Genomic DNA, 26197 nt, shown 5'->3' on the forward strand with positions numbered 1-26197 from the left:
TGACGAATCAGGATGACAGTACTGTTTCCATAATTAATGGCGTTGAAAATGTGGTGGTTTCTACTGTTCCTGTTAGTGTATTGCCCCAGGGTATCGCACTAAATCCCGCTACTCATGCAGTGTATGTGGCGAACAGAGAGAAAGACAGTGTTTCCGTAATTGATGGCGCAACGAATAAAGTAACGGCAACAGTGCCTGTAATTAGTGCTGCCGAAGCAGAGAAACTCGATGTTGCTCTAAAATAGGGTCAAACTCCGTATTTGTTACGGGAACAAAAAAGCAGTCTGACACTGTACTATAAAACTCACTTGCAAAATGTTGATTGGGTCTCAACAGTTGAATGCCTAATATTAGTTTTTAAGGAATAGAAATCATGAAAATAGTATTGCTAGCAGGCGCACCAGGCAGCGGTAAAAGCACACAAGGCGCCGCATTAATGAATCTAAATGCTTATATTAAACATCTATCATTAGGTGAGGTAGTACGTGATATCTTAAAAAATTCAGAACATCCAATTAATTGCAAATACCAAGCATTAATTAATGCAGGTAATCTACTTCCTGATGAGATCATTTTCGCAATTTTAGACAGTGAGTTAGCAAAAATAGCAGATCAAAATATTGTTTTATTACTTGATGGGTATCCTCGAACTACTGCGCAATATGAGCAGTTTAAAGCGAAATGTGGGCTTCCCGAAGGATTAATTCACTTAGAAATTGATGAAGATTCTTTAAATCGACGTCTACAAAGCAGAGAAAGTGGGCGCAGTGATGATAATGAGAAGGCAATTGCCAAACGTTTGGACTTTTATCGAACGACTACGAAGCCTTTGTTGGATACCATGAATGGTGCGACAATGCATGTTTAAAATAAACCGTTTTATGCAAAAAAATACTTTAGAGTTAAACGATATGGTAATTGTTACTCCTGAGGTTCGCGGTATTCCGATTGCCGCACAAGTAGCACATCAACTGAATTTGCCCTTATACATTATTCGTAAAAAAGGGGGGTATAAGATGGCTGATGGTGATGTTTATCGAGAAAGTTATGATAAAGGTTATGGTGACCCAGATACAGTGGAATTACCGATTTGTTTGGTCAAGCAAATGGCTGGTAAAAAGATTGTGTTTATCGATGATGGCATAGCCAGTGGTAAAAGTGCGATGGCTTGCATTAATTTATTAGAAAATCATGGCGTCGAGGGTAAAAAATCAGCACATGTCCCTATGATATTAACTTTATTAAAACATGATTATACATCTATAGAGCCTAAGCTTTCCCGGCACCATCTGGTTAAAACCTTGTTTGACTGTAAAAATGCCCCAAGTAAATCTGCCACGACTAAGGAGCCATCAACAGAGATTACAATGACGTATTAGCAGGAGTCTGAATCAATTATTGACCTATACTTTATAGAGCAAACCACTTGATGAGTTCATGATGGAAAAAGTGCTATTAAGCAGTATAGGTCTCATCGGGTATCTAAATCCAGCTTTCTTCTGCTGTAAAGGTTATGGTTAGCCAAAGTTGTTGCTTATCTTTGCGAATAAACTCTGCTATTTCATGGCGAATTATATCCAGTGTTTCAACGAGATAACCAGGAGGTACTACGATATTTATTTCAATAAATTGTGCACGTCCTATTTTAGCAACATGGCTTGAATAAGTTTTAAATCCTTTCTTTGCTATAAGTTCATCTAAAAAACCTCTTATTTGCTCATCGAGGCTAAATGGAGCAATAAGAAATATATCACGCATGGCATCACGCACTGTTCCCATGGGAACAAAAATTAAGCAGGAGGTAAGACATATTAAAATAAGCGGGTCTATAAACGGGGTGAGGTGACTAAATCGCGTGCTTTCTATTCCTGAGGCAATACCAAATGCAATTAATAATGAGGTCGAAATTGCCGCCGAGATTAACCAGCTTTGTACATCTAGTCGTAGAAACTCGGAATTAAGTTTGCTGTTTTTTTGTCGTATATAGAGGTACATAGCAATGGATACTATGGACATTATTAACGTAAACACAAAGGCACTGTCAAAATTCAGTTCTCGACCGCCGGATAATACACTACCAATTGCACTCACTAATGCATAGGCGCAAAGCAAAATAAGCACACTTCCATTAAAAACGAGGACAATGGGCTCAACGTGCCAATACCCATATTGGAAGCGGCGATTACCTTCACTGGTTAACAGACGTGCCACAAAAAGGGCGAGTATTGACATGCTGGTGTCTACCATATTAAACATGCCGTCAAATACAATGGCCAATGAACCAGATAATAATCCGAAAAAAACACCTCCTACTGCTAATATGAAGGTTACCGCGATTGAGAGTTTGAGTATTTCTTGTTCATAAAATCGTTCTGCTTTATTCGTCATAGGCACTTCTAAGTTCGTTACTGGGAAAATAATTTAGCCGCTGATGTCTTCGTATTAAAGTAAGTGCTTCAGTTTCCCAATCGAAGCAAGAAAAAGACAATCCATATTGTATCTTATATTGGCATTCTCCGTGAAGATGCCAGCAGCAATTTAATAATGCCCCTACAAATAGCATTAGAGCGAGCGGCAAAATATGCAATATGGTGTTATTATTGAATTATTATAGTGGATGCAGCCTGAATAAGAAGGAATTTTTCATGTTAAGACGTGACATCACAACAACAAATGTTTTAATTGCTGCTGCTGGCGGGATGGTAGGGTCTGGATGGTTATTTAGTCCTTACATCAGTGCGCAAATGGCTGGTGGCAATTCACTTGTTTCTTGGGTTATCGCGGCTCTATTTATGCTGTTTATTGCATTGCCTTTGTGTGAGTTGGGTACTATGTTTCCCATTTCTGGAGGAATGTCGAATTACCCGACTTTTACACACGGAAAAGAGGTTGGTTTTTTATTTGCCTGGACCTCCTGGCTTTCATACGTTGTTATGACTCCAATTGAAATACAAGCCATTCTTCAATATGCCAGTCACTTTTTTCCCATTCTTGTTGCTGGTAATTCAGTAACACTTCAACTTTCATCTTATGGTTATCTTGCGGCCGTTGCCATTATGCTCTTTGTTGTTTTATTAAACTCATACGGTATAAAATTACTGGCTGAATGCAATAAGTACGTTAGTATTATCAAATTTATTTTACCTTCGATTGCCATTGTTTCTTTGCTTCATGTTGCCCCATCAATGAGTAATGTTTCTATAAATTTATCAGATAAAGAGAGTTGGGTGAGTATCTTTGCCGCGCTGTCTGAAGGCGGGGTTGTTTTTGCATTTACTGGATTCCAAAATGGTTTAATACTAGCCGGCGAAGTTAAAAATCCACAACGCAGTATTCCCATTGCAATTTTGGGTGCTGTTTTAATTGGTTTTATTTTATATTTTCTTTTGCAGTTAAGTTTTATCGCGGCTATTCCACAAAAGTATTTGGCGCATGGTTGGTCGGGCTTAACTTATCCTGGTGATAGCGGTCCTTTAGTGGGACTGGCTTTACTTTTAGGCCTTGGCGTCATTGCCACGTTACTTATGATTGACGCTTCGTTTTCTCCCTTGGGTACGGCTTTAGTTTATGCAGCAGCGACTTCGCGTATTCTTTATGGAATGGCACAAAATGAACATTTACCCAAAATATTTTTAAAAGTAAATCGTCATAAAATTCCTTACGTTACTCTTTATGCGAATTTAGTCGTAGGTATGCTGTCGTTCTTGCCATTTCCAGGTTGGCAAAAATTAGTAGCATTTCTTTCTTCGGCCAGTATTCTTTCTTACAGTATTGGACCAATTTGTTTGTTAGCGATGCGCAAATTACAACCTGATTCACCGCGCCCATTTAGACTTTCTGGTGCTTTAATTTGCTCCCATCTTGCTTTTTATTTTTGTAATTTAATGTTGTACTGGTGTGGATTTTCCGTTATTTGGAAACTGGATGTGGCTTTATTGGTGGGGATTACTCTTTATTTTGTGGCGCATCGTAAGAGCTCTTTTGATAATGGTTTACTGATGTGCTGGTTTCTCTTTTATATGGGGGCCATGCTTCTTATCTCCTATTTAGGAACTTTTGGTGGCATAGGAGCCTTACAGTTTCCATTTGATTTAATTTGTATTCTACCATTAAGTATTTTTATTCTTTGTTTGTCCCAGGCTTTATTAAAGCCTGTTGATCATCAATATATTGTTAATCATAGTGATGGTTCAATAACTATCAAAAAAGATGAAGTTCTGACTTGATCGGTTTTTTATGATACAATCAGCGTAATTTTACTTGGCTGGTTGAATCATTTATGCTTTATAGGTCATTAACTTTACTATTTCTATGCAGTTTTTCCGTATTAACCTCAGCGGCTGAGGTCCCTATTTATGATTTTCCTCTCAAAGCTTATTCGCAGGATATTAACGAGTATTTATCTCCTGATAACGCGGATTATGCTACATCTTTATTAAAGCCGGTCTATCAGCAAGCACAATTACGACAATTTTATAATCATTATTATTCTACTGCAGAGCAAGGGCTTTCGCCTTGGAGTGAGCGAATGGTAAAAGCGGTGCTTCCTGTTGTAAAGCAGATTGAACTTGACACAGTAAATGATTACGACAATCAAAATCAGCCTGATGATAAAAAACACTATGGCATGAATTTTAAAGAACATGATGACCTCTGGTTGCAACAGATAAAACGAAATATGAATTGGGCTGCTATAGAGTTAATCAGTTTTAATCCACGGAATAGGGCCATTGCCGTAACTAATACCTTTGCCCGGGCGCTTCCAGAACAGGCTCCTGATTTTTATCATTTTAGTTTGGCTGGCCAAGGATTTCCGTTTGATAATTTAGAAGAATCTGCTGTTTGGGCTGGAACGCCACTTTACGTTCTTAGTGTCTCGCAGGATAAGTCTTGGTCTTTAGTTTTAACTCCAGATGAATATTTTTCCTGGGTAAAAAGTTCTGATATTGCGTATGTATCTAATCAATTTATTGCACAATGGCAAAAGGCTGCACAAGCGGGGTTGGTTGCTATTACTGAGACCGGAACAACTGTTATGAATAAACATCAGCGGTTTCAATTTACGGGCTATATTGGTGCTGTATTTCCATGGGTGGCACATGATGAAAACGGGATTACAATTTTGACACCATCTAAAAATGATCAGCAGCAAGCGGTAATTACGACAAGTTTTGTCAATGCAAACTCTGCCGTATTAATGCCGCTGGAGGCTTCTCCCAAAAACATAGCGCGCATTATGAAGCAATTGCAGAATCGTCCTTATGGATGGGGAGGGATGTTCTTTTTTAATGATTGTTCACAAGAATTAAAAAGTATTTTTACACCGCTGGGTATTTGGCTTCCGCGAAACTCAGGCCATCAGGCAAAAATGGGAACATCACTGGATTTATCTAAAAATAGTATGGATGAGCGTATTGCTGCACTAAAAGAAAAGGGGCACCCCTTAATGACGCTTATTTATATTGGTGGGCATGTCATGCTGTATCTAGGTAATAAGACGGTCGGTCACGAAAGAGTGGCTATGACCTATCAAAATATTTGGGGTATGTCACCTGAGAATAAAGACCGTCGTTATGTGATTGGACAGTCTGTATTTTTTCCACTGCTTAAATATTATCCGGAAAATCCAGGCATTAGTTCACTGGCCAATAAGTCTTATTTTACTTTGGTTCACTTGGATGAATTAGAGGAAAGGGATTCACCTGCAGAATTTATACGCGATTTTACAAAACCTAGTAGCCCTAATTTGAATTTATAGACATGATAAAATACATTGCTGGTCTTAGTTTGATTGTTTTAAGCCTTGGGATTTATGCTCTTCCGAAAAATTTTGAAAATCCATGTGCACAGATTAGTTCTGCAGATTTTAAAGAGCTCCCGTCTTCGACATCGCAAGTGATTCTGGTGCGCTCTTTAACGGGCATTAAAGCCCGAGTTACTGCTTGCCAGCGCCATAATTCGTCGTGGCGCCCGGCGTTTATATCGTCATTTTTGGCTGTGATTGGTGGTGCAGGCGTTGCTCCCTTAGGTGAAAAAGTCGAAGGTGACAAGAAAACGCCCGCCGGTTTATTCCCATTAGGTGAGGCTTTTGGCACGCAACCATTGGCACTTAAAATGGATTATAAGTACATTACGCCCCATGATAAATTTATTGATGATGTTACTCATAAACAGTACAACATGTGGGTTCATGGTGAAACGGATGCTAAAAGTTATGAAACCATGTTAATCAATCCTTATAAAATGGGCTTAATCGTCAACTATAATATGAATCCTATTATTCCTGGTCTGGGGAGTGCTATTTTTATGCACTTATGGCAATCAGAAAATAAGCCAACCGCCGGGTGTATTGCTACCGATGAATCGCATTTATCAGCTCTTTTACAATGGCTTGATAAAGAGCAGCATCCATATGTTTCTATTGTTGCTAATTAACAATCCTTAAAATAGTTTTTGCATGCTGCTCAAAGAAAAAACAAGCACTTGCACTTAGCTTAAGGATAAGAGAAGCTATATGCAAACCGATTAATGCATTTTGAGGTAAATCCTGTGCGATATTTTAACTATACGTTGATCTGTACTGCATTGCTTTTTAATCAGGCTGTTCACTCGCAAACATTATCAGCAAAAATTGATGAACTTATTGAGCAAAAACTACCTCGGGCTATCGTAGGTGTGCTGATTAAAGATGCACAAACAGGGGAAGTAATTTATAGCAGAAACGCGAATAAATTATTAACCCCGGCAAGCAGTACAAAGCTATTTACGGCAGCTGCAGCCCTTTATTATATCAAGCCAGATTTTCGCTTTTTAACTACTTTGTCTCAGAAAGGTCAAAATTATTATCTTAGTTTTACCGGCTCACCGTCTTTAACCGCAGATAATTTAAGCGCATTATTAGCGAATTTGAAAAAGAATAATGTCAAAAAGATTCAAGGAAATATTGTCATTGATGGTACACAATATCCAGCACCATTTTATCTGAGAGGTGATTCTTATGATGATCTAGGATGGGCATATACTGCTCCAGATACTGCCACTGTATTAAATGAAAATGCGGAATCCTACGTACTAACAAGCGCACAAACATTAGGAATGCCTGTGCAAATTAAGCCCAAATCCGCTTCCAAGAAAACGGTTAAAACGCCTTTACGAGCACTGACAATCATTAATGAAGTGACAACAGTAAGTAAAGAGGATGAGAAAAATCATTGCAGTTTACATGTTGAACTTAAAGATAATAATACACTGCGCCTGTTTGGATGTATGGTTCAGGAAAAAAATCCTAAAATATTTGAGTTTGCTATACCTGATCCGGTTTTATTTGCGAAAAAAGTGGTTAAAAATGCACTGGATGAAAACGGAATTACATTAAAAGGAGCGATTATTAGTGGTTCTACTCCCGCAGATGCACATCCTATTGCTAGTTATCAATCAGCCAATTTATTTAAATTGGTGAAGCACATGCTGCAAAAATCGGATAATCTTTATGCCAATAACATTACCCGAAAGCTAGGTTATCTCATGACCGGCAAAGGGACTCATAAAGAGGGCATGTTTGCTATGAAAAAAATAATTGCTGAGTATACACACCTTGATATGACCCAAATGGAGTTAATTGACGGCGAAGGAACGCGTTATAATTTGATTGCCGCTGAGCAATTCGTCACTTTATTAACAGAGCTTTATCATGATAAAAATATGCAACCGATACTCTTAAGCTCCCTACCTCAAGCTGGTGTTTCTGGAACCTTGCAGGGGAGAATGAAAGATACGATTCTCAATAAAAAAGTTTTCGCAAAAACAGGCACAATGCATGATGTTTCCTCTTTATCCGGTTTTATTATTAATCCTAATGCAAAATCCTTTGTTTTTTCGATTATTACCAATGGCGTAGCCAAAGCTGAAAAAGCAAAAGCGCTTGAGGAAAAAATACTGTTAACTGTTGATGAGTATTATTTAGAGCAAAGTAATACTTCTTTATCAGCAAAGGTCTAACTCAATGAATACTGAAAATTTATTTTCTTATGCCGCAGTGCCACGGAATTAGAATGTGTCGATGCGTATACCGAGAATGATTATAAGCGTACCAGCTTCTGGAATATGGGCTTGGGTTTATGTTGAGCTTGCTCATTTTAATCAAAAAATGAATTAATTTTTTGGTTAGCGGCGAAGGTGGGATAAGCTCTTCTGGCCTGTAATTTTATTTGCGGATTCAATGATAGATTGTTGGAATCTTCGCTCTCAGAATTCGTTTCTAATTTAGCTTTTTTTATTGGGTTCCTCTCACTACCCAATTTGAAGACCACACTCGCCCTGGTGTTGCCGCCTTGACAATAACTTCTATTATGAGAAACTTCGCCATAAGTCTGAGCTGGGCACGGGACTGGTTAGACGCACAAGATGTGTCTTAGTTTCGATAGTGCCTATAAATACCATTAGATTAAGGATAATTCATGCAGTCTAAAATTGAACCAGCTATAAATGACAGAGGGACACAATCAATCATCAAAGGTAGTAAAATTGAGGAAGGTTATATCGTTTGGAGTAAGTATTTTAACTTGCCTAACAAGAGAATATTGTTTTATGCACAGGATCATGAACAAAAAACGACTACATTAAAAATTTATTCAACTGATGATTTAAATATCAGCATTATAAAAAACATTATGGAGGGTGACTTTCGTTTTTTATGCATAGCTCCGAATGGTACTATCTTGCTCAGAGACCAAAGCGAATTTTTCAAACAAAAATTGGTGAAAATTTGTCCTAAAACCTTAAGTGTTATTTCAACGCAACCGTGGAAATATAATCGTTATGCTGGGGTTATCGATAATGAACGGTTTTTTGTGATTAGGAAAGCAGATGACAGTTTTAAAAACAAGAAATTAGAACGTTGTTTGCTCGTCTATAAATGGGACGAAAATTCTTATGTGAATACCAATAAAATTCAGCTTTCTGCTCACCCGAACACAGCTGGCGGTGATATGAGCGATATTCGGTCTTTAGGAAATAATCGTTATTGCTGCATCATGCGTGGTCATAATACGGATGAATTTAGAGTACTACTATTTGATTTTGACTCAAAAAACAATGAAGTTAATGAGCTGGGTATAATACAACCAATAGTCCAAGTTCATGGATGCTCCTCCTCTGCTTCTGGAGAATTAGAAGTATTACCAAATGGCCAGTTATTAACCTATCATGATTGTGATGATAATGTGCAAATTTGGGATCCGCAAACGCGTCGATGTGTTAAGGAATGGAATTGGGCTGACGTTCAAAAACCTGATAATTTTCAACTTTTGTGTTTAAAAATAATGCCACTGGCAGATTCTATTCATTTATTAGTCTCTCAGGGAGAAGGCTTTTTTCTTTTCAATACGGATACGCTCGAACTGAAAAAAATTGAATTAGAAGGTCATCCGACGCTAGAATATCATGGAAATCACCATATATTAGCTAATGGCCAAGTGCTTGCTACTATTGTGGATAGGGCTATAACCAAGGACTGGATTCGAGTACTTCATTTTGATTTACCAGAAATGGTTTTCTATCGAAAACAAATAGGTGTTAATAAACAAAGCCAATGCGTATCGAGTCGTTTCTTTACTCCTGTATCCCCTAATGAACAGACTGAGCCTAATCTCTCAAGCACCGTTACTATTCTTGCTAAAACACCATCTGATGATGATAACCGTTCACGCCCTGTGTAAAGGTGGCTCTAGATTTTTGGGAAAGGAAGCCCTTTGAAGAAGGGCTTTCATGATAAATGCCAAGACAGTATTCTAGATATGGGATCTAGAATACTATAAAATGCGTAAATAATAATATTAATGAATAAATGACAATGCCAAGTTTTTTTAAGCAAAAAACAGCTCTTATCCCGAGCAATATTAACAATTTTCGTTCGGCGATTAAAGACTTTATAATCGATTAAAAACGGTAAGAAAGATGAATACAGAAGATCTGGGCGATGGTTATTCTGGTCTAAATCAAAACAAATCTCGCTATCCATTAAATCGGGCGACACGAATTTTATCTTACCTTCAAAAAATTGAAATTAATTTATTAAATAATAATTCAGATAGTTTGAATGAAGATGATGTAAGTAATTTAATAAAAATAGCTAATTATTCACGACACTTTATATTAGACTACTACCCGGTTAACCTTAAAACACCAAAAAGGTTTTCTGATTTCAATTTTTCTTCTAATATCAACGAATATAAAGAAGCGGCTGATGCTATAAATATGAAGAAGGGGGAACCTTTTAAACGATTATCAGGGCATGTGTTGCAGATAGTTGGTATTTTCTTGGTACTATCATTATCTATAACCATTTGTAATCCTGCTCTGGCTTTGCCTCTAGGTATTCTTGCTGCAGTAGGAGCCGCTTGTTTCGGTGTAGATACCTATTTGTCACGGAATAACACATACTATGGATTAACAAATGATGTCAATAAAACACTGAATAGTCCAACATGTGATAAAACAAAACATGAAGATCCAGAGCAAGATTCATTCATCAAATTAATGGTACCAAATTTTTGTTGTTAGATGTTATCCCTCATTAAAATTGTTGAAATATTAATTAGTAAAATAGGCTTTATAGTATCTTATATTATTGTAAATAATTAAACCCCTCTCTCATTGACGAGGAGGGGCATGCTAATTAGCTACGGCATTCATCCTTCACCCATCGCATCATGAATGCGCCAATGATTTGGAACAAGGGCAAAATCGCTAAGGCAATATGATAACTAAATAAAGAGAAGTCATGCCCATTGCCGGTGCTAAAAATATCCAACAGCGTTCCTATGGCAGGTTCGGTAATGGCATCTAAAAGAGCATCACTGGCATTAAGCAATGAAGTTGCGGTACCGGCTAAATGCAAGGGATTGAGTTCTTTGCCGATTACAAAAACAAAGGGAAAGGCACCTAAGCTAAAACCAAACATGAAGAGTAAGATACTTAACATCCATAAAGGCATTGGGTGCGCATAGATTACTAAGCTAATGCACAATGCGGATACTAAGGTGCTGTAAAACATTAGGGCACAACGATTGCGTACACGATTTGCAAATAGTGCAAATAAGGGGCATGCAATTGCCAATCCAACAAATACTAATGAAATCATACTTGGGGCTGCTAATTTATCTAAGCCATACGCTTTTTGGAGAAATGGATTGCCCCATAAACCACAGAAAATAACTATTGGAGAAAATGCCAAGCCGCTGTAGGCTGTTAATAGCCAATTTTGTTTATTTTTTAAAATGGATAGAATATCACGCCATAAATGTTCACTTTCAGATGCTTTAACTTCAATGGTTGTTGCTGAAGGTTTGTCTTTAACAAATATCAGAAATAAGAACGCGAGTGCAATACCTATCCACGCTAAATTAGTTAAACTAGCGCGCCAGCCGATTTGACTCACTAACCAAGCCAATGGCATTTGGCCACATATGGCACCAATCATTGCGGCAGTAACTAATAAAGAGGTCAATAAGGCATAATACTTTTTATCAAACCATACGGCAGATAATTTGAAATAGGCAATGCTTGCAAATGATACGCCAACACCGATCAATGCGCGTCCCCAAATGGCGGCATTTAAGTGTTGGGCTTGTGCGCAAATGAATATTCCTAAAGCACAGCAAAAAATAGCCCCCGTTGTTACCCAGCGTGTTCCATAATGATCAAGGATGATGCCAACAAATAAGGGAACGATGAGGTAGGTCCAAAAATATACCCCTGATAATACGCCAAGTCCCAAGCCATGCAAATGAAACGCATCCATTAACTGTGGGGCCATTACGCTGGGGAAATTTTGTAAAATGTATTTATAAAACAAAAAAGCAGCGCATAAACTAATGACAAGAATTGCACGACGTGTATTGGTTTTTGTTTTTATCGCATTTAATGTTTGTGCATCACATGAATATTCCATGGTTCCTCTCTAGATAGTTAATGTCGTAGTGGATGATTATTCTGTCTCCTCCCTAGAGAGGTCGAATAATCAAGGACATGGCTCTAGGGTAGGGAGGGATAGAGGACGACGACGACCACCACCACAGAAATCACGACAATAATTAAAGCAATAGATAAAACGAACTGCAGCAACGCAGAAGAAGGGCTGTTCATCGAAAATTGTTGTTGCTGACAATTGATCATTTATGTATTGTGAAAAATTAATTTAAACAGTAATCATAATACATTGGATTTGAGCAGAATGTCAAATGGTGAACAGAAGAAAGCAACAATTGCTCCTTTAATTTCTAAAAGCATATAAAGAGGAAGTTCATGATACATCCAATATATTTCGTTTCAGACTGTCGATGACAATTGTATATCAAGTGCATAAAATCAAGTGATTTGTGGCGGCTAAGCATTCCGCCATAATCATTCTTAGGGATGCCGTTGGGGGGAAAACTCCTCGGCAGTCAACATTTTTTTACAATGATCATGGATACATCTAGTCCAAAATGAAGGAGAAATTTTTTGACCATAGATATTATAAATGGGAGTGGATGACTGCCATTCTGACTTAGGTAAATTGCTTGCTTTAGGTAATTTACTCACAGCATGAGATCCCACTGATTCACGTTGTATTATTGACAGAGGTTTGACTAGTAATTGTTGTGAAGTTTCTTGCATTACAACTTCAGATTGCTTGCTGTGGTAGCGTTCAGCAATGAGTTTAAACGTATTTTTCAGGTGCTTGCTTAAATCCGGAATATTGTGTCTTTTTTGTGGTGCACTTTGTGACAATATCGTTTCTTTTTGGCGGCTTTCTTTATCTTTACCCTGTATCTCATTTAAAGTGGTTATATCTTTGGATAGTATGAATGTGGGAGACAACTTTCTAGGATCTTGATTAGATTCCATATGTCGGCGTAAAGCTGAAAAATTATTTTTTGGGGAAGCAAATGATTCAAGAGTGTCAAAACTATTTCTATTTTTAGTCGAAAGCTCTTGGCTTAATTTAAGGTCCATATCAATTTGCGATAAACGATAGACTACCAAACAATAGGCTTCATAATTATGTTTTTGTAATAAGATTTCCGCAATGTTCATCCATTTTTTAAATGCGCGCAGCGGATCTTTTTGTTGCGTATTTTCTGTGATGTCATCACCGATAAATTGTTCAAATATTTTTCTGCACTCAAAAAAGCTTTTGAGTTCGCGACTCGCATTCTTGAGATTAGCAAATCCAGCAGGATTATCAAAATCACTAAGCTTTAGCTTTTGAAACGCATTTCTTATTTGAATATCTAATAAAGTAGCGTACTTTTGTTCTGTGTGCGAGTAGTGTAGCCAATTTAAAAAGAGGTTTTTAGGCATGATTAGACAATTATTTTTATTATCGTGTCCATAATATCTAATTTATTTACGATTAAGTCAAATATTTATCTATAATTTTTTTGATTAAAGCGTATATTAACCATTTGTTTTAATTGGTGTTTAATTTGATGCGTCTGCTGACTGTATGGATACAATTAGTTCATATTGCGATTACTGCTGCTCCAGTAAAACGTCCATGACGAAGATCGTCAAGAGCTTGATTGGTTTCAATTAAAGGATACATATGTATTTCAGTAACTATTGGAATTGAGGGAGCCAAAGATAAAAACTCTTTACCGTCACTACGTGTTAGATTAGCAACAGAGCATAGAGTGCGTTCTCCCCAAAGAATATCATAAGGAAAACTAGGAATATCGCTCATATGAATCCCTGCACAAACAACAGTTCCACCTTTTTCAGTATTACTTAATGCAACTGGGACTAATTCGCCGACCGGTGCGAAAATAATTGCTGCATCAAGAAGATGAGGTGGCGTTTGATTGGAGGCTCCTGCCCAGGTCGCCCCAAGTTGATAGGCAAATTTTTGAGCTGCGTAATCCCCCGGGCTAGTAAATGCATATATTTTTCGGCCTTGCTTTTTAGCTACTTGAATCAAGATATGTGCGGCAGCTCCAAATCCGTAAATACCCACGTGTTCTGCATCTAATGTTTTTAGCAGTGCACGATAACCAATTAATCCAGCACAAAATAAAGGGGCTGCTTGATAGTCTGAGTATCCTTCAGGGATAGGAAAACAGAATTTATTATTCGCCACGCAGTATTCTGCAAAACCGCCATCAATCTGATAGCCCGTAAAACGGGCTTGATCACAAAGATTTTCGCGTCCGGATAAACAAAATTTACAGGTTTCACAGCTTTTTCCTAGCCAGGGAACGCCCACTCGTTGCCCAATTTGAAACGAGGTAACTTTAATTCCTAGTTGTTCAATGGTTCCTACGATTTGGTGTCCAGGAATCAGCGGTAGCTTCGGGTGTTTTAATTCGCCATCAACTACATGTAAATCAGTTCTGCAGATTCCACATGCACTGATTTTGATGAGAACCTCATCAGGGCCGGGGGAAGGTTTTTTGACTTCCTTATATGCCAGTTTTTGGTTGGGCTTTTCCATAATCATTGCGTGCATCATATTTATCCTTTATATATATGCCCTTTAATTCAAATGTAGCATTTTTATGAGCAATTTGCTTGATTTGCACATAACTTGACAAATCTGCTCAGTGAACCAAACTTATTTAGATGAGGCAGTAATTGTTTCATGGTTAAATTATTGTCTGTTTTTCTAATTCAGAAAAGGGAGAGTCAGATGAATAACTTACTTAAATGGAAGAAAGCCACACCGATTCCAGTCGAGTTTTCTCGAAATCCGTTTCTCAGTCTTCAACATGAGGTTGATAAAGCTTTTCGAGATTTTTACGATATTTTTTCATCAAATAGATCTGATTTGGCTCAATTTGAAAAGCTAGAACTTTTGCCTTCTATGGATATTGTAGAAGATGCAGATAATTTTTCTGTTCAGGTTGAGATGCCAGGTATGGATGAAAAAGATATTAAGGTGTCTTTCTCAGATAATGCGCTTACAATCACTGGTGAAAAATCAACTTCGAAGAAAAATGAAAATAAAAAATATATTTCTCGTGAAATTAATTATGGAAAATATGAACGAGTCATTTCATTGCCTTCAACAGTTGATGTAGATAAAGCGAAAGCTTCTTTCAAAAAAGGCATGCTTTGGATTGTCTTGCCTAAAAAAGCAGAAACTAAAAGCAGTTCTCGTGATATTAAGATAGAACAGGCCTGATTTTTTACAGAAGCGTTGATGTACCGCTCTGAATCCGTTCTTCAGGGTGGTGCAGGTATCATTTTCAGTCAATAAACAAGGAGGTTATATGAAGGCGCTTGTCTATCAAGGACCAGGACAAAAAATAGTTGAAGAACGACCTCTGCCGACGATTAAAAATCCAACCGATGCTCTGATTAAAATCACAAAAACCACAATTTGTGGCACAGATCTTCATATTCTTAAAGGCGATGTTGCTTCGTGTAAGCCTGGGCGTATTCTAGGCCATGAAGGCATAGGCATTGTGGAAGATGTGGGCGGCGGTGTTACCCAATTCCAACCTGGTGATCTAGTACTTATTTCCTGTATTACCAGTTGTGGCAAATGTGATTATTGTCGAAAAGGTATTTATTCTCATTGTGTCAATGGGGGATGGATACTTGGCAATACCATTGATGGGACTCAAGCAAAATATGTTCTAATTCCGCAAGCAGATACAAGTCTTTATAAAATTCCTGCGGGTGTGGATTTGGACGATTTTGTCATGCTTAGTGATATTTTACCGACAGGTTTTGAATGTGGTACTTTAAATGGAAAAGTAGCGCCTGGTACTACGGTGGCGATTATTGGTGCAGGTCCTATTGGTTTGTCAACGTTGATGTCCGCTTTATTTTATTCGCCGTCAGAACTTATTGTAGTTGATATGGATGATTATCGACTTGCAGTAGCCAAACGTTTAGGCGCTACGGTGGTTATTAATAATAGTCATGGCAATGCTGTGGATGAAATAATGAAATTAACTGCAGGGCGTGGTGTTGATACAGCGATTGAGGCCGTTGGAATCCCGTTTACTTTTAATCTGTGCGAAGATATTGTAGGGGTTGGTGGCACTATTGCTAATGTGGGTGTACATGGCACTAAGGTGGATTTACATTTAGAACGTCTTTGGTCACAAAATATTACCATTACGACCCGTTTGGTAGATACTGTAACTACACCTATGCTTTTAAGAACAATTTGTTCCCATAAGATTGATCCTAAGTTATTAATCAGTCATCATTTTAAATTCGAAAATATTTTAGACGCATATGAAACGTTTGCGAATGCAGCACATACGCAGGCTCTTAAAGTAATCATTGAACTATAGGTCGTCATCATGAGCTACATTGAAAATCGTATTTTTGATGAAATAATTATTGGGGAATCAGCCAGTCTTAAGCGGACATTGACTCAAGAGGATATTGAGCTATTTGCGATTATGTCAGGTGACGTGAATCCCGCTCATGTGGATGTAGAATATGCTAAAAATGATATGTTCCATAAGGTTATTGCGCATGGGATGTGGGGGGCTTCACTGATATCTACTGTTTTAGGTACAGAACTTCCTGGTCCAGGTACCGTCTATTTAAATCAGACATTAAAGTTTGAGCATCCTGTAGCCATCGGCGATACCATTACAGTAACGCTAATGGTCATTGACAAAAAAACAGAAAAAAACATCATTGTTCTTGATTGCGCCTGTATCAATCAAATGGGCAAAACTGTAATTAGTGGGCATGCCTCGGTCATCGCGCCAATAATTAAAGTAAAAAGACAACGTATTGAACTACCTAAGATCCGCCTGAAACCTAAAAAAGATCATTGGTATCATGACTTAATTGCCTCAAAAGACGAGTTTAAACCCTTGATAACGGCGGTTGTGCATCCTGTTGATGTACTTTCACTTAAAGGGGCAATTGCTTCTGCGCGCGAGGGATTAATTATACCAATCTTAATTGGACCAGAGCAAAAAATTTTCGATGCAGCTAAAGAAGCAGATATTAACCTCTCCGGCGTTAAAATTGTCCCAACGCAACACAGTACAGAGGCTGCAGAAAAAGCCGTGGAAATGGCGCAAAAAGGTGAGGTTGAAGCCATTATGAAAGGCAAATTGCATACCGATGAACTCATGACACCGATTGTAAATAAAGAGCATGGATTACGGACTGGACGTCGTATGAGTCATGTATTTTGTTTGGATGTTCCCAATTATCCGAAACCTATATTTTTGACTGACGCGGCAATTAATCTATTTCCCAATTTGAAAGAGAAATGTGATATTGTGCAAAATGCTATTGATCTATTTCATACCTTAGGTTTTGGCGTGCCCAATGTTGCTATCCTATCTGCCGTTGAAACTGTTAATGAAAAAATTCCATCGACGCTTGATGCAACAGCATTATGTAAGATGGCGGAACGCGGACAAATTACAGGCGGTGTTTTAGATGGGCCATTGGCATTTGATAATGCGATTTCTATGGATTCTGCTCGAGAGAAAGGCCTTTATTCCCCAGTTGCGGGGAATGCTGATATTTTGGTCGTTCCTGATGTTGAATCTGGAAATATGTTGTATAAGCAAATGACTTATCTTTCTGGCATTGAGGCCGCAGGAATGGTATTAGGTGCGCGCGTTCCTATTATTCTTACTAGTCGTGGCAGTGATGAATTATCGCGCAAGGCCTCTTGTGTCATGGCTTTATTGTATGTGCGACGAAAAGCGGATGGAGTTAAATAAAATGCATGAAGCGATTTTGGTTCTTAATGCGGGTTCTTCTAGTGTCAAATTCGCACTTTTTACCACAACTGATTTGACCTTGCTTTACCAAGGTAAGATAGGAAATATTTTTGAAAAACCACACCTAACTGCTTTTAGCCAACAGCATCGGCAAATAGTGAATAAATTTTTTTCATTTCCTGGATATGAAGCATCATTAACGCATTTATTTGATTGGTTGAGGGATTTACCGAATCGCTTTACTTTAAAAGCTGTGGGGCATCGAGTTGTTCATGGTGGCACTATTTTTCAAGGTCCTTGTTTAATTACTGATGAAACGACGGAACAAATTGCGTCATTGATTCCATTAGCACCATTACATCAGCCGCTTAATGTTGAGGCGATTAAGAGCATTAATAATATATATCCAACACTTACTCAAGTGGCATGTTTTGATACTACTTTTCATCAAACTCAGGAGCATCTGTCAACACTCTTTGCTATTCCACGATCATTAAGTGCTGAAGGGCTTATCCGATACGGTTTTCATGGCCTTTCCTATGAATATATTGCTTCCGTATTACCCAAAAATGCTGGGAGTAAAGTTATTGTGGCACATTTAGGTAATGGGGCCAGTCTTTGCGCCATGCAAAATGGTCAAAGTGTGGCAACAACAATGGGGCTTACTACTTTAGATGGGTTGATGATGGGGACCCGCTGTGGGACTATTGATCCTGGTGTCCTTTTGTATTTACTGCAAGAAAAAAATTACATGCCTGATGAGCTTAGTGCGCTTTTATATCAGAAATCAGGTTTATTAGGTGTTTCTGAATGCAGCAGCAATATACAGGAATTACAATTTAGTTCAGAGCCTTATGCTCTTGAAGCGGTGGATTTATTTTGCTATCGGGCCGCCCGAGAATTATGTGCTTTATTAGCGTCCTTACAAGGTTGTGATGCAATTATTTTTACTGCCGGAATTGGCGAGAACTCTGCGGTGGTACGCAAGAAAATTTGTGAGCGATTAAAATGGTTAGGCGTTATTGTCGATGATGAGGCCAATCTCAATGATGCTTCAGTGATTAGCTCGAGCCAGAGTAGCATCTTCGTCGGAGTTATTCCTACTAATGAAGAATACATGATTGCCAAACATGTAATGCATCTCATTCAGTCTGTTTAATTCGAATAAGATTTTACCTCACTTCGTTCAGGCTGGATGGCACATAAAAATTGTGTCTGCAGTGATGATCTGGACTTCTGGTTTTTGGCAGAGCATTTCTGACAATGACAACAAGACCTAACCTAAATTCAATTTGCTATTTTGTGACGATGAAGCATTTGTTGTATGTATTTTTTTATTGTTTAACAAGCTCAAGTTAACATGATTGGATTTTTTGTTTTTTTCAGAAAAATTAGAGCATCGGTGATAAGGCAATAATAATTCAATCATTTCCTGATTTTTACTTTCTTTCGCAAAATCAAGCGGCGTTTTGTTTTTACATTTGGCATTGATATCAGCACCTTTTTCCAAAAGAAGCCGAGCTGCATTTACCTTACCATGTTTTACAGCATGGTGTAACGATGTCATACCCATACCACAGATATAATTAATATTAGCCCCTTTATCAATTAAGGCTTTAATGATTTCAGTTGAGCCATTTGATGCTGCCATTGCTATAGGTGTAAATCTCACTCCAGATGGATAGCGACATTGATGCACATCGGCACCATGTCTTAATAAAAAATGCACTAATTTAACATCGTTAATTTGTACTGCAACATACAATGCTGTTGTTCCATCATTATTGTGTGCATTAACATCAGCCCCATTCTTTATTAAAACGGCTACAGTTTCAAAATTACCACGGCATGATGCAATGAAAAGTGATGTCATGTCGAAAGATCTTTTTGAATTTACTTCGGCGCCATGTTTTAGAAAAAAATTGGCTATTTCTGCGTGACCATTCTGTGACGCGATGTAAAGATTTTCATTAAGATATTTTTTATTCAATACATCTGGTTTGTTAGTAATAAGCTGCTCATATAATATCTTAACTACCTCTATGTTACCGTATCCCGCAGCAGTGTAGAGCGCAGTATGCATAGAACCATATTTATAATATACACATTCAGCCTTATTCTTTAATAACGTTTTAATCAATTTGGTATAATTGAGTTCGGATGCGATTTCAATCGGTCTGCCGTACCAGATAATATCTTGGTTAATGTCGCATCCATCCGCTAATAACTTTTTAATGATATCAGATGGCTGATTACAAAGAACAGCCCAATGCAATAATGTGACCTCCTCATAGAAGCCGTGAGTATTCGCAGGATGAAGAATACCTTTGCCATCATTTGATGCTTGTTTTACAATTTCATAGATGAAATCAAGAATAATCTGATGTTTGTAGAAGATAGCCCAATCAAGCAGACTTTGACCACGCTTATCATTCAATTTTAGATCACACAATGTTAATATTTCTTTTAATCTTTTGATGTCACCTTCTTTAACGAGAGAAAATAGTATTCTTTTTTCTTTTGGTATTTTTTCATATTCATCATTGTAAGTGGATTTAAATTTTTCAGCACCATTGGGTAACCGATGAGGAAAATGCTTCTTGGTTTTTCTACGCCAGAGCGAATTTTCATTTGCAAGATCATAAAATTGCTTATTTACTCTGCTCATTACGACAATTGACTCTGGATTCATATGAAAAAAGATTTCTATCATAACGAGATCGGGCATATCTTTTAATGATAATTTTTGGTGTTTCAAGATATGTTTCCTCAAAGACTACAGTCTTGTTAACCAAGGTATTATACGTATTTTTGAGGTTCACTTGCTAGTATTGATTGCAATTGACTATCCCATCAATATATTAATCAATCAGACTGTAACATAGGTGGGCTTATATGTTCTGTTAGAGGCGGAGCGAAGTTAAGTAAATGTAATATCTATTATGGTTTTTTTGAGAAAATCCCAGTAAAACCAAAGTGGCAAACGTAGCTTTGACGCTATGCAGTGTAATCAAGCTACATTTGCTGTTCCTTTTCTATTCTATTTTTTATAACGATTAGTTACATAGAGAAAGAAGGATTAGGTTTTTCTTCTGATGTTCCTAGGCATGCATCAACCCAAGTAGAACCTAGGCGAGAAAGAAGGGCAAGGCTTTCTATGAGGGTATTAATTGGTGTCATGACCGCTAGGGTAAAAGACAAGGAAAGATGTACGCCAAGATCGCTAAAATCCTCTAGCGCATGTTTGGGTTTACATATAATTACATTAGCAATGCCATTCAGTGCCGAGATAACAGCTTTTAATGCCTGGGATAATGAGGAAAAGCCAGTCTCGATAAACGCATTTGCAGGCGAAATTAATTGTCCTAGAAAGCTTGTCACATCTTTATAGGGAGAAAAAAATCGTGATTCTTGGAAATACGTCGATGAAAGAAGTAAATGATTGTAATGGTTAGATTCGGCGCTAATTTTAGCGGGCAGTCCTAGTTTTGATAAATTATCTTGAGGTTCTTTCCCAATAAACCAGGATGTAATAATTCTAGTTAGCAACTCAACTGAGTCGGTCAGTGCATGGATGGGAGCCATTACGGCTATCAACAGAGAAAGTGAGAGATTTGTAGAGCAATCAACAAAAGCATCTAATGCATGCCCTGGTTTTAAAATTAATAAATTACCTACGGCACGCATTGTCGCCCATATTGCTGCAGCTCCATACATACAAGCAGCTAACCCATTTATAATTGGGAGAACGCCAATTTTCAAGATCCCACTTTCAAATTGCACACTATTTTCATATTGAGTAAAAAATCGTTTAGTTGACAAATAGTTATTATCTGGTAATAGTCCACCTTTAACTAGGGCATTCAGTTCATCTGTGAAGGACATTTTTGCGTTGGTCATATTAATTCCATTATTAACAATTAAAGAGCTCGATTATATCAAAGAATCAAATGTGATACCAAAAAGGATATTAAAGTAGTTGAACAACGTTTATTTAGTGGCTACTGCCCCAGCTCTTCGGTTTGATCAGGTAACCACGCATCTTAATACTAACAGTAGTGCGCTTAAGCCTATGCTTACAAAATTTGCAAACTCCATTTGAGCCGGACTTTTACCATTAACTAATAAAGAGGGAAAATAGACGGCCAAACATCCTATCATCAAGAAATTAAGGACACATGAACCGATCATTTTCCAATTGTGCTGAGCTTTACTGCGCGCAATAGTGGCAATTTGGATAAACCAAAAAGCGGTAATGCCCAAAATAGGGCCTGAAATTATAGACCAGATAATCAATGAGTCATTAAGCGTTAAAATTTAGGGACATGATAGAGCCGCTCATTTAATAAATAATTGTTATTTTTATTTGACCAAGTGTCGCATAAATGTGCAATAATATTTGCATATTAATTTAATTAGTTTTTGAGCTTGAGGAGCTAGAATGGGTGGACAACTCTATTTAAATAATGGGAAGAATCCTGAACGAAGCAATGTGTGTATTTCTGGTTATCAAAAAGGGAGAGAAAATTTTGCTTTAAGTAATTTTGAAGATAATCATGGGCGAGGTTATGATTTTAATGACCCGCACATGGGGGTAATTCATTTTCCTACATCGGAACATTATTTGCATTTTCAAAAGATGACTCCTTCTGCAAAAATACTCCATTATGCAGCTTGGAGCCAGCAATCAAGCCCCCGCGCTATTCTTGCCGGTATTCGCAAGCTCAGTAGTCCATATTATATCAAAGACACTGAGCATGCTTATATGGTTTTGAATGCAAAAAACAAGTATGAATTTAATAAAATAGGTTGGGATAAAGATAAAATAGATGTGCAAATGCAAATGAATGCGTCGAAATATCAACAGTCAAAAGACTTTAAAGCCTGCATTGATATGGCTATTTCTCTTGGTATGGCATTGGGGGATGGGCAGGAGCCTGCTACTATTATCGAAGATACCAGTAGCGCTGATCATTTAGAAGCTGAATGGGGTACAGGACCTGCTGGTATAGGAAATAATATTCTTGGTAATTCGCAAACAGCATTTGCTGCAATGGTTCAAGATAAGACGATTGCATTAAATGCCTCTACACCGGGTTTAGCTTCTTTTAAAAATTCTGTGGTGGAAAATTATTACAATAAGGCCCAAGATCAATATACAAAGAATTTTCAGCCAACCTTAATTGCCATAAGGAAACGCTCTGGCTTTGATAACGGAATAAATCAGCGGGACACTGCGGATTTAGGTGCTAATTTTGTACAAAAAGTATCACTTGTTAATGGACATATCCAGGTAAAATCCTACGCTACATCAGCATCAGCATCAGCATCAGCATCAGCATCAGCATCAGCATCAGCATCAGCATCAGCATCTATGGATACTGGACAAGAGAATAAAGAATCACCTCTTTTTGTTCCGGCAGCAAAGAATACTCCTGTAATGAGCACATCAGGTGGTGAATTTTATTACAGCAGGGGCGCGAATCAGCGCTTGTTAATTAAGAGCGGTGAGGTTAAGGGGTATCAATATCGGAGAAATGCATTAGACTCATGGAACGAGGGTACGAAGCGTTATTTTGTTGGCTTAGAAGATGCATTTCATATGTCCACCGGCAAGTATTATTATAGTAAAGGTTGTAATCAGCGTTTGCTGATAAAAGATGGGCAAATTGATGGGTATCAATATCGAGATAATTCATTGGATAACTGGAAAACTGGACCTGCACACAAATTTGATAATTTAAAGGCTAACTTTAACACCGCACAGCAACATAAAGAAACAGCAAATGCAATTAAAGTTAGTACATCAGCAGTAACCGATATAAAGCCTTTTTATACTCATGCGTCGAATACACAAAGCCGCTTTCATATGTTTGGAGCCAATTCGCAACAATATCGCGCGTTTCATGGTGATCTTTTAAAGACGAAAATATTATCAATCTTTAAAGAAAAATTACAAAGCTGTTCCAGTCCTATTGAACTTCAAAATAAAGTTTTAGAAATAAAAAATTGTGATGAGTATCGAATCTTAGCACAAGGTCAGGGTCTCATTACCAGGGGATTGGGACTTGAGACAAGCTCTATAAAAGCGCTTAATAAAATGATTGAAGATATAGGACGGAGTTTATCTGATAGTCCTAAGAATCAATTGTAAACAAAATTGGTGTTATCTTATCTGATAACTGGATAGGGAATTTTCCGGAATAATATAGGGGCCTATGCTTTGCAGACAAGCGGCAGGTTCGAGAAACAGAGAGAGGTGAGCATACCCGGATGAGGTAACAGGTCATCCGGGGAAGATCTTGCGTGCTTTATTTAGTTTCTATAACAGTAATCACGGAAGCTACACCACGCGCAACGGTATTTGGATCATACATTGCTTCTGCATAAGCAGGTGGAACAGTGTACTTTCCAATATTCACTGCCTTAATTTTATAAACAATTTCCTTGGCGTTTGCATCAATGCTACCAAAGAAATTTACCCTATCCTCACGTATGTCAAAATAATCCATATTGGTATTTTTAACTGAGTCATTTACCACTTCAAAACCACCAGGCAATAAATCTTCAATCGCAATGTTCGTCAAATAATCATTATTTAAAGCACGAATTTGAATATGTACTTCAATTTCACTACCTAATGTAGTTGATGTAATGACCTTACCTGAGGTATCACGGTATTCTCTAAAGAGTTCAATGCCTTGTTTTATGGGCTCTTTAGCAATGGTTGTATTGAAACCAGATTGCATGAGTTGGTAAAAGAAGGCCTCTTTTTTGGGGTTATCAAAACGAATCTGTTTTGTTTCTGTATTTAGCGCTGTTTTTTGATAATTAGCATTTTCAACAGGAACTGGAACTTGTTGGTTGTTCGTCATGATTTTAGTCATTGACAAGGTTGATGCCGTATCAATCGTTGTATTGCTTGGATAAGCCCCTAAAGCCAGGCTGGTATAACCAGATAAAATCGTATTGATTTCATTGTCGTTAATTGCCTGGATTAAACGCATTAATACAGAATCACTAACTTGTGGCAATAAATTAGGGAAGTGTTTTGCCACAATATAAAGATATTGCGCATCCGCTATATTACGGTCATAAAAATCCGTATCAGAGGATAAGTCAGTCTGTGGTTTATACTGACCAATTAGTTTATTGGCCTCATCATGACTTTGCAGCAATTGATACGAGCCGGCAATATAGACTGATGTGATGTCATTTTTCCATTGTTTTGTGTAGTTTTGTTCTAGATACAGTTGCAGATTCGTAATGTAATTGGTTGTTATAATTTCATTACGCGTTAGCATATAAATTGCATAAGCTTGGATTCTGGCGGCATCCAGATCCGCTACGTTTTGACTAGCAAGTTGTTTTAGGTAGTTAATGCCATTAAAGAACAGGTCATTTGGTATGTCAAATCCCTGTGATTTGGCTTCGGTTAGGAAGTGCATGGCATAGACACTAGCAAAATCATTGCCTTGATTATCACCAAGTCCAGGCCAATAGCTAAAACCACCATTAGACATTTGCCGTTGGCTTAGCATTTGCACGGTGGTATTTATTTTTTGAGTAATTTCTTTTGTTTCACTAGCAAACCCAGTTTGACCGTTCATTGCCAATAAAGGCATTACCTTGCTGGTTAATTGTTCGGTACAACCGTAAGGATAATTATTCAGATAACGTTGCAAGCCAAATACCAGGATCATAGGGCTGGTAGAGAGTGTTGCATTTACATTGCGGTATTCTGGATATAATGTTTGCATGACATCCAGTGTTTTTTGTGGGTCTTGTGATTTGCCACTGTTAATGTAGGTCATCAACGGTGTCGCGGGGCGGACACTAAGCGTTGCATTCATTGAGCCTGATTTATCTGCCGAGCTTGCTTTAAAATCTAAGCTTGCAGATCCTAACACTGATTTAGCTTTCAATTTAAAGTGAACAGTTTGTTCTTTACCCTCAGCAATTTCTAATGTTTGTGTGGGTGAGTCTAAAAGTTCAAGTTCTTGTGATGTATTTAATTCAACGCTAACTTTAGCGTGTTCACCGGATCCCTTTATATTATTGGCAATCGATGAAGAGATTTCAAATTCATCACCTGGTGCTACAAAAGTAGGGACATTCGGATTAATAATAAAATCACCACGAATTTCTGCCGACGTCTCTTGGGAGCCAACAGAATCAGCAGATACGGCTACGGCCATTACTTTAAGTGTTCCGTTAAAGTAATCAGGGACTTGATATGTTAATTCTCGCGTAGTTGTATCGGTATCCAAAATGCCTGACCAATACACTACAGGTAGGTCTGTTTTACGTTTGAAAGGATTAAGGCGGCTTGCCATACTTTCCTCTCCAGAGTCACCGCCTACGGCAGAAAGTTCACGATCTAGAATAAACTGTGGCATGATTTGATCAACCGTTTGTTCGGTAATCACTTCAAGAGCATGTTTTTGGAAGAAAAATGCCAAGGGATCCGGCGTCGCGTATCGGGCTACTTGCAAGATACC

The 26197-nt window shown here is 37.8% G+C and carries 22 protein-coding genes; 14 read left to right on the forward strand and 8 right to left on the reverse strand.

Going from position 1 to position 26197, the window contains the following annotated elements; all coding sequences use genetic code 11:
• The 3 genes from LDG_RS12865 to LDG_RS18615 form a co-directional block, all read left to right on the forward strand.
• The coding region (locus tag LDG_RS12865) for a YncE family protein (protein WP_199484692.1) at positions 1-245 on the forward strand (245 nt) is incomplete at its 5' end.
• A gap of 128 nt (positions 246-373) precedes the next feature.
• The gene (locus LDG_RS12870; protein WP_006871827.1) at positions 374-868 is read left to right on the forward strand and encodes an adenylate kinase family protein; all 495 of its coding nucleotides are present in this window, start codon (positions 374-376) and stop codon (positions 866-868) included.
• Complete coding sequence (locus LDG_RS18615) at positions 861-1379, forward strand: phosphoribosyltransferase family protein (protein WP_006871828.1); 519 nt, start codon at positions 861-863, stop codon at positions 1377-1379. The genes LDG_RS12870 and LDG_RS18615 overlap by 8 nt, the downstream gene beginning before the upstream one ends.
• A 103-nt stretch (positions 1380-1482) precedes the next feature.
• On the opposite strand, the gene LDG_RS12880 is transcribed toward LDG_RS18615, so the two are convergent.
• Positions 1483-2388 carry a cation diffusion facilitator family transporter gene (locus LDG_RS12880; RefSeq protein ID WP_040535802.1) on the reverse strand — a complete coding sequence of 302 codons (906 nt, stop codon included), beginning with the start codon at positions 2386-2388 and terminating at the stop codon, positions 1483-1485.
• Positions 2389-2645: 257 nt separating this feature from the next.
• Here LDG_RS12880 and LDG_RS12885 point away from each other — a divergent pair, with 257 nt between their 5' ends.
• The 6 genes from LDG_RS12885 (at position 2646) to LDG_RS12910 (ending at position 10560) form a co-directional block, all read left to right on the forward strand.
• A complete protein-coding gene (locus tag LDG_RS12885) occupies positions 2646-4226 on the forward strand; it encodes an APC family permease (RefSeq protein WP_006871831.1) in 1581 nt (526 codons plus the stop codon).
• A gap of 53 nt (positions 4227-4279) precedes the next feature.
• Complete coding sequence (locus LDG_RS12890; protein ID WP_006871832.1) at positions 4280-5758, forward strand: SH3 domain-containing C40 family peptidase; 1479 nt, start codon at positions 4280-4282, stop codon at positions 5756-5758.
• Between the two features lie 2 nt (positions 5759-5760).
• Positions 5761-6435, forward strand: a complete 675-nt coding sequence (locus LDG_RS12895) for a L,D-transpeptidase family protein (protein ID WP_006871833.1) — start codon at positions 5761-5763, stop codon at positions 6433-6435.
• A 114-nt stretch (positions 6436-6549) separates the two neighbouring features.
• Positions 6550-7998 (forward strand): D-alanyl-D-alanine carboxypeptidase/D-alanyl-D-alanine endopeptidase, encoded by a 1449-nt coding sequence (gene dacB, locus LDG_RS12900; RefSeq protein ID WP_040535835.1) that lies wholly within the window; start codon positions 6550-6552, stop codon positions 7996-7998.
• Positions 7999-8456: 458 nt separating this feature from the next.
• Entirely contained in the window at positions 8457-9716 is a 1260-nt protein-coding gene (locus LDG_RS12905; RefSeq protein WP_006871836.1) for a hypothetical protein, read from the forward strand.
• Positions 9717-9954: 238 nt separating this feature from the next.
• Positions 9955-10560 carry a hypothetical protein gene (locus tag LDG_RS12910; protein ID WP_006871837.1) on the forward strand — a complete coding sequence of 202 codons (606 nt, stop codon included), beginning with the start codon at positions 9955-9957 and terminating at the stop codon, positions 10558-10560.
• A 115-nt stretch (positions 10561-10675) separates the two neighbouring features.
• Here LDG_RS12910 and LDG_RS12915 read toward each other — a convergent pair whose 3' ends face one another.
• The 3 genes from LDG_RS12915 to LDG_RS12925 all read right to left on the reverse strand — a co-directional run bounded on the left by LDG_RS12915 (position 10676) and on the right by LDG_RS12925 (position 14488).
• Positions 10676-11950: an MFS transporter gene (locus LDG_RS12915; RefSeq protein WP_006871838.1), complete on the reverse strand. Its 1275-nt coding sequence runs from the start codon at positions 11948-11950 to the stop codon at positions 10676-10678.
• Positions 11951-12408: 458 nt separating this feature from the next.
• Entirely contained in the window at positions 12409-13344 is a 936-nt protein-coding gene (locus LDG_RS12920; RefSeq protein WP_006871840.1) for a RasGEF domain-containing protein, read from the reverse strand.
• A 160-nt stretch (positions 13345-13504) separates the two neighbouring features.
• Positions 13505-14488 (reverse strand): zinc-dependent alcohol dehydrogenase family protein, encoded by a 984-nt coding sequence (locus LDG_RS12925; RefSeq protein ID WP_040535804.1) that lies wholly within the window; start codon positions 14486-14488, stop codon positions 13505-13507.
• 180 nt (positions 14489-14668) lie between these two features.
• On the opposite strand from LDG_RS12925, the gene LDG_RS12930 reads away from it, so the two are divergent.
• The 4 genes from LDG_RS12930 to LDG_RS12945 all read left to right on the forward strand — a co-directional run bounded on the left by LDG_RS12930 (position 14669) and on the right by LDG_RS12945 (position 18855).
• Complete coding sequence (locus LDG_RS12930) at positions 14669-15163, forward strand: Hsp20/alpha crystallin family protein (protein ID WP_006871842.1); 495 nt, start codon at positions 14669-14671, stop codon at positions 15161-15163.
• A gap of 88 nt (positions 15164-15251) precedes the next feature.
• A complete protein-coding gene (locus tag LDG_RS12935) occupies positions 15252-16289 on the forward strand; it encodes a zinc-dependent alcohol dehydrogenase family protein (RefSeq protein WP_006871843.1) in 1038 nt (345 codons plus the stop codon).
• Between the two features lie 9 nt (positions 16290-16298).
• Positions 16299-17696, forward strand: coding sequence for a bifunctional enoyl-CoA hydratase/phosphate acetyltransferase (locus LDG_RS12940; RefSeq protein WP_006871844.1), 1398 nt, complete (start codon positions 16299-16301; stop codon positions 17694-17696).
• Position 17697: 1 nt separating this feature from the next.
• Positions 17698-18855: an acetate/propionate family kinase gene (locus LDG_RS12945; protein ID WP_006871845.1), complete on the forward strand. Its 1158-nt coding sequence runs from the start codon at positions 17698-17700 to the stop codon at positions 18853-18855.
• Between the two features lie 117 nt (positions 18856-18972).
• Here the strand turns inward: LDG_RS12945 and LDG_RS12950 are convergent, their stop codons facing one another.
• From LDG_RS12950 to LDG_RS20755, 3 genes are all read right to left on the reverse strand, one after another.
• Entirely contained in the window at positions 18973-20454 is a 1482-nt protein-coding gene (locus LDG_RS12950) for an ankyrin repeat domain-containing protein (RefSeq protein WP_006871846.1), read from the reverse strand.
• A 302-nt stretch (positions 20455-20756) separates the two neighbouring features.
• On the reverse strand, positions 20757-21596 hold the full coding sequence (locus LDG_RS12955) for a hypothetical protein (protein WP_006871847.1): 840 nt from the start codon (positions 21594-21596) through the stop codon (positions 20757-20759).
• A 126-nt stretch (positions 21597-21722) separates the two neighbouring features.
• Positions 21723-21992 carry a chloride channel protein gene (locus tag LDG_RS20755; protein WP_040535810.1) on the reverse strand — a complete coding sequence of 90 codons (270 nt, stop codon included), beginning with the start codon at positions 21990-21992 and terminating at the stop codon, positions 21723-21725.
• 145 nt (positions 21993-22137) lie between these two features.
• Here LDG_RS20755 and LDG_RS19395 point away from each other — a divergent pair, with 145 nt between their 5' ends.
• On the forward strand, positions 22138-23850 hold the full coding sequence (locus LDG_RS19395) for a hypothetical protein (protein WP_006871849.1): 1713 nt from the start codon (positions 22138-22140) through the stop codon (positions 23848-23850).
• 157 nt (positions 23851-24007) lie between these two features.
• Here LDG_RS19395 and LDG_RS12970 read toward each other — a convergent pair.
• Positions 24008-26197, reverse strand: a 2190-nt coding sequence (locus LDG_RS12970) for an alpha-2-macroglobulin family protein (RefSeq protein ID WP_040535813.1), incomplete at its 5' end; no start/stop codon positions are given.

This window comes from Legionella drancourtii LLAP12, from assembly GCF_000162755.2.
Classification (GTDB): Bacteria; Pseudomonadota; Gammaproteobacteria; order Legionellales; family Legionellaceae; genus Legionella; species Legionella drancourtii.

Excerpts from the sequence above, each read along its gene's own strand:
- LDG_RS12930 (WP_006871842.1), top strand. The coding sequence starts at position 14,669 with ATGAATAACTTACTTAAATGGAAGAAAGCCACACCGATTCCAGTCGAG.
- LDG_RS12880 (WP_040535802.1), bottom strand. The coding sequence starts at position 2,388 with ATGACGAATAAAGCAGAACGATTTTATGAACAAGAAATACTCAAACTC.
- LDG_RS12920 (WP_006871840.1), bottom strand. The coding sequence starts at position 13,344 with ATGCCTAAAAACCTCTTTTTAAATTGGCTACACTACTCGCACACAGAA.
- LDG_RS12940 (WP_006871844.1), top strand. The coding sequence starts at position 16,299 with ATGAGCTACATTGAAAATCGTATTTTTGATGAAATAATTATTGGGGAA.
- LDG_RS12895 (WP_006871833.1), top strand. The coding sequence starts at position 5,761 with ATGATAAAATACATTGCTGGTCTTAGTTTGATTGTTTTAAGCCTTGGG.
- LDG_RS12915 (WP_006871838.1), bottom strand. The coding sequence starts at position 11,950 with ATGGAATATTCATGTGATGCACAAACATTAAATGCGATAAAAACAAAA.
- LDG_RS12870 (WP_006871827.1), top strand. The coding sequence starts at position 374 with ATGAAAATAGTATTGCTAGCAGGCGCACCAGGCAGCGGTAAAAGCACA.
- LDG_RS12905 (WP_006871836.1), top strand. The coding sequence starts at position 8,457 with ATGCAGTCTAAAATTGAACCAGCTATAAATGACAGAGGGACACAATCA.
- LDG_RS12945 (WP_006871845.1), top strand. The coding sequence starts at position 17,698 with ATGCATGAAGCGATTTTGGTTCTTAATGCGGGTTCTTCTAGTGTCAAA.
- LDG_RS12955 (WP_006871847.1), bottom strand. The coding sequence starts at position 21,596 with ATGACCAACGCAAAAATGTCCTTCACAGATGAACTGAATGCCCTAGTT.
- LDG_RS18615 (WP_006871828.1), top strand. The coding sequence starts at position 861 with ATGTTTAAAATAAACCGTTTTATGCAAAAAAATACTTTAGAGTTAAAC.
- LDG_RS19395 (WP_006871849.1), top strand. The coding sequence starts at position 22,138 with ATGGGTGGACAACTCTATTTAAATAATGGGAAGAATCCTGAACGAAGC.
- LDG_RS12935 (WP_006871843.1), top strand. The coding sequence starts at position 15,252 with ATGAAGGCGCTTGTCTATCAAGGACCAGGACAAAAAATAGTTGAAGAA.
- LDG_RS12885 (WP_006871831.1), top strand. The coding sequence starts at position 2,646 with ATGTTAAGACGTGACATCACAACAACAAATGTTTTAATTGCTGCTGCT.
- LDG_RS12925 (WP_040535804.1), bottom strand. The coding sequence starts at position 14,488 with ATGCACGCAATGATTATGGAAAAGCCCAACCAAAAACTGGCATATAAG.
- LDG_RS12910 (WP_006871837.1), top strand. The coding sequence starts at position 9,955 with ATGAATACAGAAGATCTGGGCGATGGTTATTCTGGTCTAAATCAAAAC.
- LDG_RS12890 (WP_006871832.1), top strand. The coding sequence starts at position 4,280 with ATGCTTTATAGGTCATTAACTTTACTATTTCTATGCAGTTTTTCCGTA.